At 73.1% G+C, this 15,026-nt stretch carries 11 protein-coding genes; 3 read left to right on the top strand and 8 right to left on the bottom strand.

Annotated elements, in window-relative coordinates:
* Window positions 1-45: 45 nt before the first annotated feature.
* Both ACFC1R_RS18955 and ACFC1R_RS18960 read left to right on the top strand, forming a co-directional pair.
* Window positions 46-1,344 (top strand): sensor histidine kinase, encoded by a 1,299-nt coding sequence (locus tag ACFC1R_RS18955; protein ID WP_375939939.1) that lies wholly within the window; start codon window positions 46-48, stop codon window positions 1,342-1,344.
* Window positions 1,341-2,021, top strand: coding sequence for a response regulator (locus ACFC1R_RS18960; protein WP_375939940.1), 681 nt, complete (start codon window positions 1,341-1,343; stop codon window positions 2,019-2,021). Before ACFC1R_RS18955 ends, ACFC1R_RS18960 begins: the two co-directional genes overlap by 4 nt.
* Before the next feature lie 87 nt (window positions 2,022-2,108).
* Here ACFC1R_RS18960 and ACFC1R_RS18965 read toward each other — a convergent pair whose 3' ends face one another.
* Complete coding sequence (locus tag ACFC1R_RS18965) at window positions 2,109-2,825, bottom strand: DUF2993 domain-containing protein (RefSeq protein WP_375939942.1); 717 nt, start codon at window positions 2,823-2,825, stop codon at window positions 2,109-2,111.
* Window positions 2,826-3,136: 311 nt separating this feature from the next.
* Here ACFC1R_RS18965 and ACFC1R_RS18970 point away from each other — a divergent pair, with 311 nt between their 5' ends.
* A complete protein-coding gene (locus ACFC1R_RS18970) occupies window positions 3,137-4,294 on the top strand; it encodes an alpha/beta hydrolase (RefSeq protein WP_375939943.1) in 1,158 nt (385 codons plus the stop codon).
* Window positions 4,295-4,364: 70 nt separating this feature from the next.
* On the opposite strand, the gene ACFC1R_RS18975 is transcribed toward ACFC1R_RS18970, so the two are convergent.
* The 7 genes from ACFC1R_RS18975 to ACFC1R_RS19005 all read right to left on the bottom strand — a co-directional run bounded on the left by ACFC1R_RS18975 (window position 4,365) and on the right by ACFC1R_RS19005 (window position 14,799).
* Window positions 4,365-5,312 carry an ABC transporter substrate-binding protein gene (locus tag ACFC1R_RS18975; protein ID WP_375940016.1) on the bottom strand — a complete coding sequence of 316 codons (948 nt, stop codon included), beginning with the start codon at window positions 5,310-5,312 and terminating at the stop codon, window positions 4,365-4,367.
* Window positions 5,313-5,405: 93 nt separating this feature from the next.
* The gene (locus ACFC1R_RS18980; protein ID WP_375939945.1) at window positions 5,406-7,397 is read right to left on the bottom strand and encodes an ABC transporter permease subunit; all 1,992 of its coding nucleotides are present in this window, start codon (window positions 7,395-7,397) and stop codon (window positions 5,406-5,408) included.
* On the bottom strand, window positions 7,394-8,692 hold the full coding sequence (locus ACFC1R_RS18985; protein ID WP_375939947.1) for a glycine betaine/L-proline ABC transporter ATP-binding protein: 1,299 nt from the start codon (window positions 8,690-8,692) through the stop codon (window positions 7,394-7,396). Before ACFC1R_RS18985 ends, ACFC1R_RS18980 begins: the two co-directional genes overlap by 4 nt.
* Window positions 8,692-10,224, bottom strand: a complete 1,533-nt coding sequence (locus ACFC1R_RS18990) for a GMC family oxidoreductase (protein ID WP_375939949.1) — start codon at window positions 10,222-10,224, stop codon at window positions 8,692-8,694. The genes ACFC1R_RS18985 and ACFC1R_RS18990 overlap by 1 nt, the downstream gene beginning before the upstream one ends.
* Window positions 10,225-10,412: 188 nt before the next feature.
* The gene (locus ACFC1R_RS18995; protein WP_375939951.1) at window positions 10,413-11,915 is read right to left on the bottom strand and encodes an aldehyde dehydrogenase family protein; all 1,503 of its coding nucleotides are present in this window, start codon (window positions 11,913-11,915) and stop codon (window positions 10,413-10,415) included.
* A 350-nt stretch (window positions 11,916-12,265) separates the two neighbouring features.
* Complete coding sequence (locus tag ACFC1R_RS19000; RefSeq protein WP_375939953.1) at window positions 12,266-13,366, bottom strand: PP2C family protein-serine/threonine phosphatase; 1,101 nt, start codon at window positions 13,364-13,366, stop codon at window positions 12,266-12,268.
* 878 nt (window positions 13,367-14,244) lie between these two features.
* Window positions 14,245-14,799, bottom strand: coding sequence for an HPP family protein (locus ACFC1R_RS19005; RefSeq protein ID WP_375939955.1), 555 nt, complete (start codon window positions 14,797-14,799; stop codon window positions 14,245-14,247).
* Window positions 14,800-15,026 lie beyond the last annotated feature (227 nt).

Genomic DNA, 15,026 nt, shown 5'->3' on the forward strand with positions numbered 1-15,026 from the left:
GATCGGCAGAGCACGGTGGACGGCCGGCGTCCGTACGATCGTCCGGTGAGACTCTCAGCCGAACGGGACCGGCACATCGGGGACATGACGTGGCGTCGGCAGGCGGCCGCGCCGACACTCGGCACGGTCGGCGGCGCGGCGGCGGGTGTGACGGGCCTGGTGTGCGGGGTCGGCCCGCGCGACACGGCGCCCGCCGCCTTCGCCGTCGCGCTGCTGCTCTGGCTGGCGGCGGGCTGGCCCCGCACCAGGACCAGGGTGGGGCCGACGGCGGTCCTGGCGGGGCTGTCCCTCGCGACGACCGCCCTCGGGCTGCTGCCCGGCGAGACGGGCGGCCACGAGGGCGCGATCGTCCGGTTCTCCACCACCGGCGGGCTGCTGCTCCTGCTCGCCGCCACCGTGCGCTGGGCACCGGCCCACCGGGTGCGGCCGGTCGGAGCGTTGGCCGGCGGTGCGATCACGCTCTGGATCGTGCCCTACCTCGGCGGCGTGACCCTGCCCGAAGGGATCGCCGCCTGTGCGTTCTGGTCGCTGGCCGCGACGGGTGCGGCCGCGTTCGGCGGCTATCCGCGCTGGGTGGAGCAGCGTCGGCGGACGGCGGTGGCCACGGCCCGTCGCGACCAGCGGCTGGAACTCGCCCGCGATCTGCACGACTTCGTGGCCCACGACGTCAGCGGCATCGTGGCGCAGGCCCAGGCGGCGCTGTTCGTGGCCGGGAGCGACCCCGCGCAGGCCGTCCCCGCGCTCGAACGGATCGAGGCCGCCGGGCTGCACGCACTCGCCGCGATGGACCGGATGGTGCAGGCACTGCACGAGGGCGGGGACGACGGCACGACGAGCGCGGCCGCTGCCCGAGGACCGGTCCCCGGGGTCCGCCAACTGCCCGAACTGGTGGACCGGTTCGCCGCCTCCGGCCAGGCCCGTGCCCGGCTGGACCTCGCGCCGGGTGCGCTCGACGCACTCTCCCGCGAGGCGGGCAGCACGGCCTACCGGGTCGTCGTGGAGGCGCTGACCAACATCCGGCGGCACGCGTCGCACGCGACCCGCGTCGAGGTGACCCTCGCGCCGGCCCGCACGGCGCAGGGGCAGGCGGCCGTGGAGGTCCGGGTGGTCGACGACGCGGGCGCCGCCCGGGGTGGGCCGCTGCCGTCGGCCGGCCGGTTCGGCCGCTCCCGGCACCGCACGGTGGGCGGATACGGCCTGATCGGGCTCGGTGAGCGGGTCCGGGCGGCCGGAGGCACGTTCTCCGCCGGGCCCGGCCCGGACGGCGGGGGCTGGCAGGTCCTGGCCGTCCTGCCGGAGGGCGGGGCCTGGCCACCCGGCACCGGCGCCGAGGGGGCATCATGAGCGACGTGGTGACTCGAATCCTGCTGGCCGACGACCAGGACGACGTACGCAGCGGTTTCCGGCTGGTCCTGGACTCGCAACCGGACATGACCGTGGTCGGGGAGGCGGCCGACGGTGTGACCGCACTCGAACTCGCCCACCGCCTCCGCCCGGACGTGGTCCTGGCGGACATCCGGATGCCCCGCCTGGACGGCCTGGAGGTGACCCGGCAACTGGCCGGCCCGGACGTCGCGCAGCCGATCCGGGTCATCATCGTGACCACCTTCGACCTGGACCGGTACGTCCGTACGGCACTGGTGCACGGGGCGTGCGGATTCCTGCTGAAGCGTTCCGGCCCCAACCTGCTGATCGAGGGCGTCCGGGCGGCGATGGCCGGGGACACCCTGATCAGCCCGCAGGTCACGGTCCGGCTGCTCCGGCAGCTGACGTCCGCCGAGCCGGCTGTCCCGGGCGAGGTCGTGCTCAGCGCCCGGGAGCAGGAGGTGGCCCGCCTGGTCGCCGACGGCCTGACCAACGGCGAGATCGGCGCGCAGCTGTTCGTGTCGGCCGGCACGGCCAAGACCCACATCGCCAACATCCAGGCCAAGCTGGGCGTACGGAACCGGGTCGGCATCGCCGCCTGGGCCTGGGAGACCGGACTCGTGACGCCCCGGTCCCGAGCCGCCGAGAAGACCTGACCACCACAGCCGGCCCCGACTGCTCCCGGGCCGTGCTCCGGGTGGCGACCCGGTCACCCCCGGGCCGTACGGTGACCGGTGCTCCGGTCACCGCCCTCGGGACGACGCACCGAGAACGACCTGGTGACCGATCAGCGCGAGGTCGACCCCGGTCGGCGTGGAGCGCGCGGTGTCGAAGCCAGCGTTCTGCGGCAGGTCGACCCGCCAGTCGTAGGAGGTCCTGCCGATGCCGGGGACGCTGACGACGATGTCCTCGCCCTGCGCCGTCAGGGTCGCGGTGGTCTCCAGCGGTCGGCCGTCCCACGTGCCGGTGACGCTGACCCGCGCCTGCTGCCCGTCCGATCCCGGCGCCGGGCCGACGGTGAGGGCGCCGCCGTTGCCCATCAGGCGGGTCAGCACGCCGGACAGGTCCTCGTACGACAGCGTCAGGTCACCGGTGACCAGGTTCGCCTCGGCCGTGCGAGCGCTCAGCGAGGTCATCTTCACGTCGTGCAGGTCGAGGCTGAGCTTCGCCACGTTGAGGTAGTCGCCCTGCGCGTTCGCGGCCGTGTTGAGCGTGAAGTTCCCCGCGGTCAGCGTGACGTGGTCCAGTTCACGGCCGGCCGCCTGGGTCAGGAACGGGAAACCGTGGATCGACACGTCCGTGAACCCGTCGGTCGTCCCCGCGCCGTAGCCGTACTTCTGCCGCACGAGCTGCGTCGCCTCGCTCTCCGCGTAGTGCACCGCGATCCGGTCCGCCGCCGTGCACAGGCCCGCCAGGACCACCACCACGACCGCGACTGTCCTCGGCCAGCGCCGACCCATCCCCGTCTCCCCCCGAGTCGATGCCGAGTCCCACCGGGCACCGGCAGTGCCGTCGGCACGAGCCGACGGTTCGCCAGAAGGCTAGCCCGGCGGTGGTTGCGTGGTGTGAGCGGGTCTGTGCGAGGTCGCCGCCGATGCCGCACACCGCGGCCACCGCCGCACGGGCGGGCCGCAGTGGACGTGCGGGGCGGCGCGGGCGGGTGACTCCCAGGTTTGTCTCAGGAACGGGCAACCGAACGGCTGTTCCTCGCGGTCACTCTGTCGCCGGGCGGTCGGACCCGGGTGACACAGGAACCGGGTAACCGAACGCGATGAATCTGACAGGCACTCCCTTCCTCATCCTCACCATCGTCCTGTTCGTGGTGTGCACCGTGCTGGCCATGGCGCAGTGGGGCGGCGGCGGGGTCCTCTTCGGGCGGGTGCGGACCGCGGAACAGCGACGCGGCCCGCTGCGGGCCCTCCGCTACCTCACCACCATCCTGCTCTGCGAGCTCGCCGCCGTGACCATGGTCCTCGTCCTGATCAACAAGGAGAACCTGAACTACGAGAACTGGGGCGACCTGCTGGGCAGCTCGAACCACGTCCGGGCGGTACCCGTGCCCCCGAAGGACAGCGGCCTCGCCGGGGACCGGGCCGCCGCCTCCGCCTCCCCCGCGCCCAAGGTGCCCCAGTCCTTCCACGCACCGGACTCCGACGCCGTGCCCAGGAGCGTGAAGCAGGCCGACCTCAAGGGCCGGCTCTCCGGCATCGACGGCGAGGTCCTGGTCTGGACACCCCCGCAGTACGACGACCCCGCCTACAAGGACAGGACCTTCCCCGTCGTCGAGCTGCTCGCCGGCTACCCGGGCGCCTCCAGCACCTGGTTCGGCACGATGGAGGCGACCAAGCACCTCGAACCCCTGATGAAGTCCGGCCAGGTCACGCCCTTCATCCTGGTCTCACCCCGGGTCAACCTGCTCGGCACGATCGACACCGGCTGCACCGACACCCCGGGCAAGGTCAACGCCGAGACCTGGCTCTCGCGTGACGTCCCGCAGATGATCGTGGACAACTTCCGGGCCGACACCACCCCGGACCGCTGGGCCCTGGCCGGCTTCTCGGCGGGCGCGCACTGCGCCACCCGTCTCGCCCTGGCCCACCCGAACCGCTACCGCGCCGCGATCAGCATGTCCGGCTACAACGACCCGATAGGCGAGTCCAACTCACTGACCGCCAAGGACTCCGGGCTGCGCGAGACCTCCAACCCCCTCTACCTCCTCGCCCACGCCCCCACCCCGCCGAACGTCGCGCTCTACGAGACCGGGAAGAAGGGCGACGGGCTGGAGGACGCGGTGGCCCTCCAGCACGCGGCGAAGAGCCCGACCACCGTCACCCCGGTCGAGACCACCGGCCCGCACCTGACGGCGACCTGGAATCCGCTGGTCGTCCCGGCCTTCAAGTGGCTGACCGGAGTCATCACGCCCCGGTGAGGCCGGCCGGTGCGGGTGATCGGCGCGGCCTGAGCCCGCGCGGATCCCCGCAGCCGCCCCGGGGCCCGTGCTACCGGGGGATCCACGCCTTCCACACGTCGGGGTGCGCGGTCACCCACCGCTTCGCGGCCGCCTCCGGTGACAGCTTCTGCTCGGCGATCAGCTGCGAGACCTCGTTCTGGTCGTCCTTGTTCCAGTGGAAGTTCTCCAGGAACCGGGCGGCCTTGCCGCCGTTTCTGGCGAACGTGGCGTTGAGGTACTTCTGCAGCGGCGTCGTCGGATACGCGCAGTCGACGTCGGCCGGTGCCTTGGCGCCGCACGCGTCGGTGTAGGGCGGCAACTGCACCTCCACCATGGGTACTTCGTTGAACAGCCACTGCGGGGTGTACCAGTAGGTGAGGAAGGGCTTCCCCTCCTTCGCGAACTGCTTGATCTGGGTGATCTGTGCCGCCTCGGAACCGGCGAACACCGGCTGGTAGTCCAGCTGCAGGTTCTTCACCAGCGCCCTGTCGTTGGTGACGTAGGACGGCGAGCCGTCGAGGAGCTGGCCCTTGGCACCGCTCTCGGCGGTGCGCATGGTGGCCGCGTACTTGTCGAGGTTGTGCCAGTCCAGGATGTCCGGGTGCTCCTGCGCCAGGTACTGCGGCACCCACCAGCCGATGTGGCCGGTGACGCCCTCGTCCCCGGCCGGCACGACCGTCTTCTTGTCCTGGATGTACTGCTTCTCCTGCGCCGGGTGGCCCCAGTCCTCCAGGATGGCGTCCACCCGGCCCTGGCTGAGCGCGTCCCAGGCCGGGACCTCGTCGACCTGGACGGTGTCCACCCGGTAGCCCAGCTCGTGTTCCAACAGGTACTGCGCCACGGCCACGTTGGCCTGTGCACCCACCCAGGACTGCACGGAGAGGGTGACGGACTTCGCGTCCGAGACATCGGCGTACGGTGAGCTCTGCTTGGTCATGTCGGCCGCGCCGCAGCCGGTGACCGCGACCAGTCCCCCGGCCGCGAGCAGTGCGCCGATCGTCCTGCGACGGGCACGGGCGGCCGTGCGGGCGGGGGCAGGCGTGCGGGCGGGGGTGCGGGGACTGCGGTGGGTACGCGTGGGAGCCACGGCTCAGCGCTCCTTGGGGTTCGGCGTCGGGGTCGGCTGTGTGACGCGGTCGAGCATCAGGCCCAGGCAGACGATGGCGGCACCGCCGATCAGGCCGGTGGCCAGGTCTCCCTGCGCGAGGCCGAAGATCACGTTGTAGCCGAGGGCACCGCCCCCGATCATGCCGGCGATCACGACAACGGCGAGCACCAGGACCACGCCCTGGTTGACGGCCAGGAGCAGGGCGGGCCTGGCGAGCGGCAGTTGGACCTGCCACAGCTGCTGGGTGCCGCCCGCGCCCATCGAGCGGGCCGCCTCCATCGCGCCCGCGTCCACCTGCCGCAGTCCCTGCGCGGTGATGCGGACCACGGCGGGAGCCGCGTAGGCGACGGCCGCCGCGGTACCGGCGGCCCGGCCCGCGCCGAACAGCGCGACCACCGGGATCAGGTACACGAACTGCGGCATGGTCTGGAGGACGTCGAGCACCGGGCGCAGCAGCGCTTCGGTCCGGTGACTGCGCGCCGCGAGGATGCCGACCGCGACGCCCAGGACGACGGTCACCGCGACGGCCGCCAGCACCTGCGAGAGGGTGTCGAGCGACGGGCTCCACACGCCCAGCACCCCGGTCGCGGCCATCGCCAGGACGGCGGTGAGGGCGGTGCGCCAGGTGCCGATCAGCCGGGCGAGCGCGCCGACGATCAGCAGGACCGACCACCACGGCAGGCTCTGGAGTCCGCTGCGCAGCGGATCGAGGACCCAGCCGGTGAAGTCCGCCGCCAGGTCCGCGGTGCCGCCGAACACCGGGATTCCGGTGTAGAGGTGGGCGGTGAGCCAGTCGACCACGCTGTTGACGGACGGGGCGATGTCGGCCGTCCAGCCGCCGGGCCAGGAGTTCGCCCCCGTCCACCGGGCGGCGAGCGCGGCGGCCGCGGTCAGCACCGCCGTGCCGGTCCACACCTGCCACCCGCGGAGCCGGCCCGTCCGCTGTGGCGAGCCGATCCGCGCTCCGGCGGCGGCGGTCGTCCGGTCCAGGACCACGGCGAGCAGCACGATCGGGAGGCCGGCGGCGAGCGCGTGGCCGACGTCGACCGTGGAGAGCGCCTGGTAGACCCGGTCCCCCAGGCCGCCCGCCCCGATCACCGAGGCGATGACGGCCATCGACAGGGCCGCCATGATGGTCTGGTTCAGGCCCAGCAGCACCTGCGGGCGGGCCAGCGGCAGACGGGCGGTCAGCAGCCGCTGGCGGCCGGTGGTGCCGAGCGAGGTGGCGGCCTCCAGGACGCCGCGGTCGGCTCCGCGGAGCCCGAGCGCGGTGAGCCGGGCCATGGGCGGGGCCGCGTAGACGACGGTGGCCAGGACGGCGGGCGGCACACCGATGCCGAAGATCCACACGAACGGCAGCAGGTAGGCGAAGGCGGGCAGGACCTGCATGGTGTCCAGGACCGGCCGCAGGGCGCGGAACATCCGGTCGGACAGCCCGCCGCCGAGTCCGAGCAGCACACCGACGGCGACCGAGGCGAGGACCGCGACCACCATCAGCGCGAGGGTCTGCATCGTCGGCACCCACATGCCGAGCAGCCCGCACACCCCCAGCGAGACGAGGGTGGTGGCGGCCACCCGCGGCCCGGCGAACCGCCAGGCGAGCAGGGTGCCTGCGGTGGTCACACCGGCCCAACCGAGTGCGAGCAGCAGCAGGTAGACGCCGCGCACGGCGTCGCCGACGCCGTAGCTGAGGTAGCCGAGGAAGTAGAGGAAGAACGGGTTGGTGTCCCGGTTGTCGACGATCCAGCTGCCGGCACTCCCCAGCGGATGCGACAGGTCGACGGTCAGCGGCTGCGGCCAACTGCCGTTCCCCCAGCGGGAGACGGCGAGTGGCACCACGACCGACGCGACCGCGGCGATCACCGCGAGCGGCAGCAGCCTGGCCGCGAACCCGGGCCGGGTCAGGAGTCGGCGGGTGGCGTCGCGGACGGGCCGGTGCTGCGGGGTGGTCGCCGTCGTGGTCGAGGAGCTCATGCCAGGCCCTTCCCGTCGCCCGCCGCCGTACCCGGGGGTCCGGCCGTCGCGGTGGCCTCCGGGACCGCCGGTGGTACGGCTGGCGGAACGGCCGGTGCTACGGCCTCAGGAGCGGCTGGCGGTACGGCCTCAGGTATGGCCGGTGATACGGCCTCAGGGAAAGCTGGCGGGACAGCCGGTGATACGGCCTCAGGAGCAGTCGGGGCAGCCGTCAGGTCGAGTCCGGCGACGACGGCGAGCAGCCGCTCGTGGTCGACGATGCCCAGGCAGCGGCCGTCGTCGACCACCCGGGCCGGAGCACCGCTGCGGGCGACGGCCTCGATGGCCTCGGACACCGGCGTCGTGGGGGCCAGCGCCGGCCCGGTCTCCGTCTCACCGCGGCCGGCCGGCCGCATGGCCCGCCGTACCGTGATCACCTGCTCGCGCGGGACGTCGCGGACGAAGTCGCGGACGTAGTCGTCCGCCGGCGAGCCGACGATCTCCTCCGGAGTGCCGCACTGCACGATCCGGCCGTCGCGCATCAGCGCGATCCGGTCGCCGAGCCGCAGCGCCTCGGACAGGTCGTGGGTGATGAACACCATGGTGCGGCCCTCCTCGCGGTGCAGCCGGACGACCTCCTCCTGCATGTCACGGCGGATCAGCGGGTCGAGTGCGCTGAACGGTTCGTCGAACAGCAGCACTTCGGGATCGACGGCGAGTGCGCGGGCCAGCCCGACCCGCTGCTGCTGGCCGCCGGACAACTGTCCGGGGCGGCGGCCCTCGAGCCCGCCGAGACCGACCTTCTCCGCCATCTCGCAGGCTCTGGCGCGGCGTTCGGCCTTCGGGGTGCCCCGGATCTCCAGTCCGTAGGCGATGTTGTCGCGCACCGTGCGGTGCGGCAGCAGACCGAAGTGCTGGAAGACCATGGCCGCGCGGTGGCGCCGCAGATCCCGCAGCCTGGCGCGGTCCATGGCCCGTACGTCCTCGCCGTCGATGGCGACCTCGCCCGCGGTGGGCTCGATCAGCCGGGTCAGGCAGCGCACCAGGGTCGACTTGCCCGAGCCGGACAGCCCCATGACGACGAAGACCTCGCCCCGGTGCACGTCGAAGGAGACATCGCGGACGGCGACGGTGCACCCGGTACGCGCGCGCAGGTCCTCGGCGTCGAGCTCCGCCTCCGGCGAACCCGGTACCCGGTCGGGCTTCGGTCCGAAGACCTTCCACAGGTGACGCACGGAGAACACGGGCTCGCCGGTCCGGTCGGCGCTGCCGGCGCTCCGGACGCTCTCGGCGCTCTCGGCGCTCTTGGAGGACATCACGCACCACCTCCCGTGGCCGGGCTTGCGGCAAGCAACTCCGCGGCCTTCTCGCCCACCATCAGGACTCCGATCATGGGGTTCACGGCGGGCATCGTCGGGAAGACGGACGCATCGGCGATGCGGATCGCGTCCAGCCCGCGGATCCGCAACTGCGGGTCGACCACGGCGAGTCGGTCGTCGGGGTCGCCCATCCGGCAGGTTCCGGCGGGGTGGTAGACGGTGTGGGCCACCTTGCGGGCGTACGCGGAGAGCTCCTCGTCGGAGGTGATCTCCGGCCCCGGGCAGACCTCGCGCTTGAGCCAGCCCGCCAACGGCTCGCTGGCCGCGACCGCGCGGGCGATGCGGATGCCGTCCACCAGGGTCCGGCCGTCGTAGTCCTCCTCGTCCGTGAAGTACCGGAAGTCCAGGGCGGGCTTCACGGCCGGGTCGGCGCTGGTCAGGTAGAGGCGGCCGCGGCTGCGCGGCTTGGGGACGTTCGGGGTCATCGACACCCCGTGGGCCGGCCTGGTGTAGCCCAGCCTCTCAGGGTTGTCGGTGAAGGGGATCTGGTAGAAGTGGAACATCAGGTCCGGGCCTTCGGAGGCCGGGTCCCGCCGCACGAACAGCCCCGCGTCGGAGTCCATCGCGGAGTTCTCCGGGATCGGTCCGTGGGTCTCCCAGACGATCACCGACTCCGGATGGTCGAGGAGGTTCTCCCCGACGCCGGGGAGGTCGTGCACGACGGGTATGCCGAGCGCCTCCAGGTCCTGCTTCGGCCCGATGCCGGAGTGCAGCAGCAGCCGCGGGGTGTCCACCGCGCCCGCGCAGAGCAGTACTTCGCGCTCCGCCTCGACGAGCAGCTCCTCGCCCTCCTCGGTCCGGACCCGCACCCCGGTGGCCCGGGTGCCGGCGAACTCCAGCCGGTGGGCCCAGGTCTCCAGCATCAGGTGGAGGTTGGGCCGCTCCAGGAACGGGTGCAGGTAGGCGACCGACGCCGACGAGCGCTTGTTGTCCTCCGGGTGGTACGACAGGTCGAAGAACCCGGCACCCTCGTGGAACGGCGCGGCGTTGAAGCCCTCCACCCGCGGCACGCCGGTCGCCGCCCGCGCGGCGTCGACGAAGTCGCGGGCGATCGCGTTGCGGTCCTTCTCGTCGACCGCGACGATGTTGTTGCGCAGGCGGCCGAAGTACGGGGCCATGGCCTCGGCGTCCCAGCCCTGCGCACCGGCCCGGGACCACTCGTCCCAGTCGGACGGCAACGGTCTGAAGCTGATCAGGGTGTTGTGCGACGAGCAGCCGCCCAGTACCCGGGCCCGGCTGTGGCGGATGTGGGAGTTGCCGCGCGGCTGCTCGGTGGTCGGGTAGTCGTAGTCCAACTCGCCGCCCAGCAGGCCGAGCCAGCGGCGCAAGGTCAGCACCTCGGGGCGGTCGACGTCGCTGGGACCCCCCTCGATGACGGCGACGCGGACCGACGGGTCCTCGGTCAGCCGGGAGGCGATGACACAGCCGGCGGTGCCGCCGCCGATCACGACGTAGTCGTACACGGGCATGGGTGCTGCTCCTTCGGTGCAGAGTGCGTACGCCGGGGCGCGTATCGCGGAGGGCCGGGTCGTCGCCGGGACCAGCCGGCGAAACCGGCCCGCAGGACCGACCGGCGGGATCAACCGCCGGGATCGGTTGCCGGAATCAACCCGCAGGATCAACTGCCGGAATCAGCAGACGAGTTCGGTCGGCGGTTTCAGCCGGCGAACCAGCGGACCGGGCGCGGCGCCAGGTTCCGGTAGACGTGCTTGGTCTCGCGGTACTCCTGCAGGCCGCCGGGCCCCAGCTCGCGGCCGATGCCGGACTTGCCGAACCCGCCCCACTCGGCCTGCGGCAGGTAGGGGTGGTAGTCGTTGATCCAGACCGTGCCGTGCCGCAGCCGCCCGGCGACCCGGCGGGCGCGGCTCGCGTCGCCGGTCCACACGGCTCCCGCGAGCCCGTACTCGGTGTCGTTGGCGAGTGCCACCGCCTCGTCCTCGGTCCGGAAGGTCTCGACGGTGAGGACCGGACCGAAGATCTCCTCACGGATCACCCTCATCTGCCGGTGGCAGCAGTCGAGCACGGTCGGTGCGTAGAAGTAGCCGGTGGCCGGACGGGTCCCGCCGGGCGCGGGGCGGGCTCCGCCGCTGCGCAGGCTCGCGCCCTCGGCGAGCGCGGACGCCACGTACGCCTCGGTCCTGGCCAACTGCTGCGCGGACACCAGCGGCCCGCACTCGACGCCGGGCTCGGTACCGCGCCCGAGCCTGATCCGGTCGGCACGGCGGGCGAGCTCGGCCACGAAGCGCTCCCGCAGCGGCTCCTCGATGATCAGCCGGGATCCGGCCGAGCAGACCTGGCCGCTGTGGATGAAGGCCGCGTTGAGCGCCTGGTCGACGGCGGTGTCGAACCCCTCCTCGGTGGCGCAGGCGTCGGCGAACACCACGTTGGGGTTCTTGCCGCCCAGTTCCAGGGCGACCTTCTTCACGCTCGGCGCGGCGGCGGCCATCACCTTCGTGCCGCTGGCCAGCCCGCCGGTGAACGAGACCAGGTCCACCGCGGGGTGGGCGGCGAGCCGCGCGCCGACCGGTTCGCCCGCACCGGTGACCAGATTGCCGACGCCGGCCGGCAGGCCCGCCTCCACCAGCAGCCGCATCAGGTGGACGGTGGACAGCGGGGTGATCTCACTGGGCTTGATCACGAAGGTGTTGCCCGCGGCGAGCGCCGGGGCGATCTTCCACCCGGCCTGCAGCAGTGGGTAGTTCCAGGGGGTGATCAGCGCGCAGACGCCGACCGGCTCGTGCACGACGGTGCTGCGGACGTCCGCGGACCCCGTGTCGACCACCCGGCCGCCGTCGTCCTCGACCACCAGACCGGCGAAGTACTGGAAGGCGTCGGTCACGTCGTCGACATCGACCCGGCCCTCCTCCAGGGTCTTGCCGGTGTCACGGCTCTCGACGAGGGCGAGGGTCTCGCGGTCGCGCTGCAGCAGGTCCGCCACGACGCGCAACAGCGCGGCACGCTCACCGACCGGCGTCCGCGGCCAGGGGCCGGAGTCGAAGGCACGGCGAGCGGCCGCGACGGCGGCATCGGCGTCGTCCGCGCCGCCCTCGGCCACCACCGCCAACGTCCCGGCATCGGCGGGGTCCAGGACCTCGCGCCGCGCTCCGGACGCGGCGCCGCGCCACACCCCGTCCACATGAATGGTCTCGGCTTCCGACACGTTGTCTGCCTTCCGGTCTCCGTTGCGGCCTGCCGGCGCGCCCGGTGGCCGCGCCGTTGACACGCCCGTCTGACCGGAACGAGGGGACGTATGCACGATTTGCCGCAGGAGTGACGGCGATCACTCTCGAACCGGGGAACCGAACCCCGAGCGCCTCCGCCCCACATGGACCTGTGGGAACGCACCGGGGCACGCGCAGGGCTCACCCGACAGCCGCTACCGTCAGCAGCCGTCCGGTGGCCGGCACGGGGGGCGCACCAGGGCCGTCACCCGGGTGAGGCGGCCGATCTGCCGACCTGGCACGGCTCAGGTGCGCGCACTCCTTCGGACGCGCGTCTCCCGGGACCGGGTCACCGCTCCCGGCGGACGGCGAGCAGGGCCGCGTCATCCGCCAGCCCGGACCCGACGTACGCCCGTACGTCCACGAGCAGCTCGTCCAGCAGGGCCTCCGGCTCCCCGTGCGGCAGGGCGGCCAGACGCTGGGCGAGCGGGTAGAACCGGTCGGTTGCGTCCCGGGCCTCGGCCACGCCGTCCGTGTAGAGCAACAGGAGATCGCCGCAGTCGAAGGTGAGCGACCGGGCGCAGTAGTCCCCTCCGACCAGACCCAGCAGCGCCAGCGGCGGCGCGTTGACGGGCGGCTCCACCTCGCTGACCTCGCCGGCGTGGCAGAGCAGCGGTGGCGGGTGTCCGCAGTTGACCACGACCGCCGGTCCCGGCGCGTCGGGGATACCGACCAGCACCGCCGTGACGAACTCCTCGCTCGCCGGACGACGGGCGAGCGCCGAGTCCAGCCGCTTGGCGACCTCCGCCAGATCCGGCTCGGCCCGCGCGGCCTCACGGAACACCCCGAGCACGTCGGCCGCGGTCTCCACCGCGGCCAGGCCCTTGCCGCACACGTCACCGAGGAACAGCCGCACCCCGTAGGGGGTCCGCATCACCTCGTACAGATCCCCGCCGATCCGCGCCTCGGCCTCCGCCGCCACGTAGCGCACCGCGATCACCAGCGGCCCCAGCCGCCGGGGCACCAGGCGCAGCAGCGCCCGCTGCGCCGCCTCGGCGACCGTGCGGACCCTGGCCAGCTCACGCTCCTGGGCCGCCACCACCACGACGTTGGCACAGGTGAAGAAGGTGATCACGATCACCGTCGCCGCCGCGGTCACCATGACGACCCCGGGCACGTTCACGTCGTAGAGTGCCAGGGCGACGACGACGGCACTGGCGACCACCCCGGCCACCAACGGGACCACCGCCCGTCGGGTGCCCACCCCTGCCAGCACGGGAAGGGCGGCGAGAACCGGGGAGAAGGTGACACCGGACCCGGTGGCGAAGTCCGCCGCCACCGCCGCCGCGACCAGCAGGTAGCCACCGATCGTGAGCCTGCGCGACCACCGGGGCAGGAAGGGCCGCTGACCCCACTGACTCCACGTGTCCCTGTTCAAGAGATCAGCCACCGGACTGCCCTTCCGTCCCGCTCGTCCTGAGCCGTCCCCCTCTCCACAGTTAATCGCCTGCCACCCGCCCGCGACAGAGCCCGCGAGAAGGACCTGCCCCGCCCACGTGCGGGGCCGTAGCGCGGCAGCCGACAGGTACGGACGAGTAGCCGGGATGACAACCGTGCCCAGCGCGGCCTGGAGCCGTTGGGCAGTACGTGACGATGCCTGCTGCGATGCCAAGTCCTCATCAGATGGATGCAGGAACGGTTCTGCCCTTTCCCGACGTTCCGATCTACGCGGAACTGGCCTCACTCTGGCGGGCCTCCGGGCGATCGGTGCCCGGGCAGCCCGATCCGGCGTGGGAGCGTCTGACCGCCCGACCCGGTCTCCGGCCGGGTGGCGTGGATTTAGTGACGGGCTCGGTCGGACGGGACATTCCGGGCGTATGAGACGGGGACGGCGGATCCGGTACCGCTCACGGGCCCGCGACCTGGGCGTACCGCCCGATCAGCCGGCCCGGCCCGGTGGCGACTCACCCGCCCCTGCCCGGTGACGACTCACGGGGAGCCGGCCGATTCCCCGTCGGCGCCGGACGGCCACGCCGGGTGACGGTGGCGGAACATCTGCCGGACGGGTGCGCACCGGACGGGTGCGCACCGGCCGGCCCGCCACCGGATCCGGATCCGGCTCCAGACCCGCTCCGGACGAGGGCGTACACCGAAATCCTTCCGCCCCCGTGCCGGCCGGCGCCGACCGGTGCCCGACCGTCTGCGCGAGGACTCTGAGCCGTCGAGCGGGTGGCACGCGACCGGAGAGCGGCCCTGAACGGAGCGCCCCCTGCACAAGGAACCGGAGTGCCCGTCGGCGCATCGCCTCCGTTCCGACGGGTGTCGGTGTCACCACCAGTACGCGGGGTAGGCGGGGGCGCCGGGCCTGGCCCGTGCGGCGGCGACTCCGGCGAGGACCAGAAGGACGGTGGCCGCTGCCAGCAGGATGAGGAAGCGCGGGGCGGGCGGGGCCTGCAGAACCACGATGACGGCGGTCGCGGTCGCGGGTGAGTGCGGGGTACGGGTGATCATCATGACGGCCAGCGCGAGCCCGCCGGCCAGGGCGGCGGCCCAGGCGGAGTGGCCCAGCCCGGCGAGGACGGCGAACCCGGTGAGCGCCCCGAGAAAGTGGCCCCCGATGACGCTGCGCGGCTGGGACAGCGGCAGGGTGGGGCTGCTGTGGACCAGGGTGGCACTGGCTGCCAGCGGCGGGATGAGCATCGGTTGGTGAAGCAGGGCGCCGGCCGCGACCAGGAGCAGGAGCACCGCTATGGACCCGGCGGTGGCGTGCAGCAGGGCACCGGGGCCCGGTGCGGCGGGGGCACGGCCGGCCAGGTCCCGCAGAGTGGGACGGGGCCGGGTCGGGTGGTCGGTGCTCAAGTCGGTGCTCAAGTCGGTGCTCAAGGAGACTCCGGAGTGCGCGGACAGCGGGGTCCGGCGGTGAACGGGGATCGGGAACGGCCCGGCCGGGCGACCATGTCGCAGCGGCGTGCCCGCGTGGTCGACGCGGCGGGGCCATACGCTCATCTCCGGATCCCGGGCGGCGCAGTCCAGCTCCGTTCAATCTACCTTCGCCCTGCTGCCGCCCTGCGCACCGGGTGCCCCCGAGGACGTCCCTCGACCATCCGGAG

It is taken from the genome of Kitasatospora sp. NPDC056138, assembly GCF_042264695.1.
Lineage (GTDB): Bacteria > Actinomycetota > Actinomycetes > Streptomycetales > Streptomycetaceae > Kitasatospora.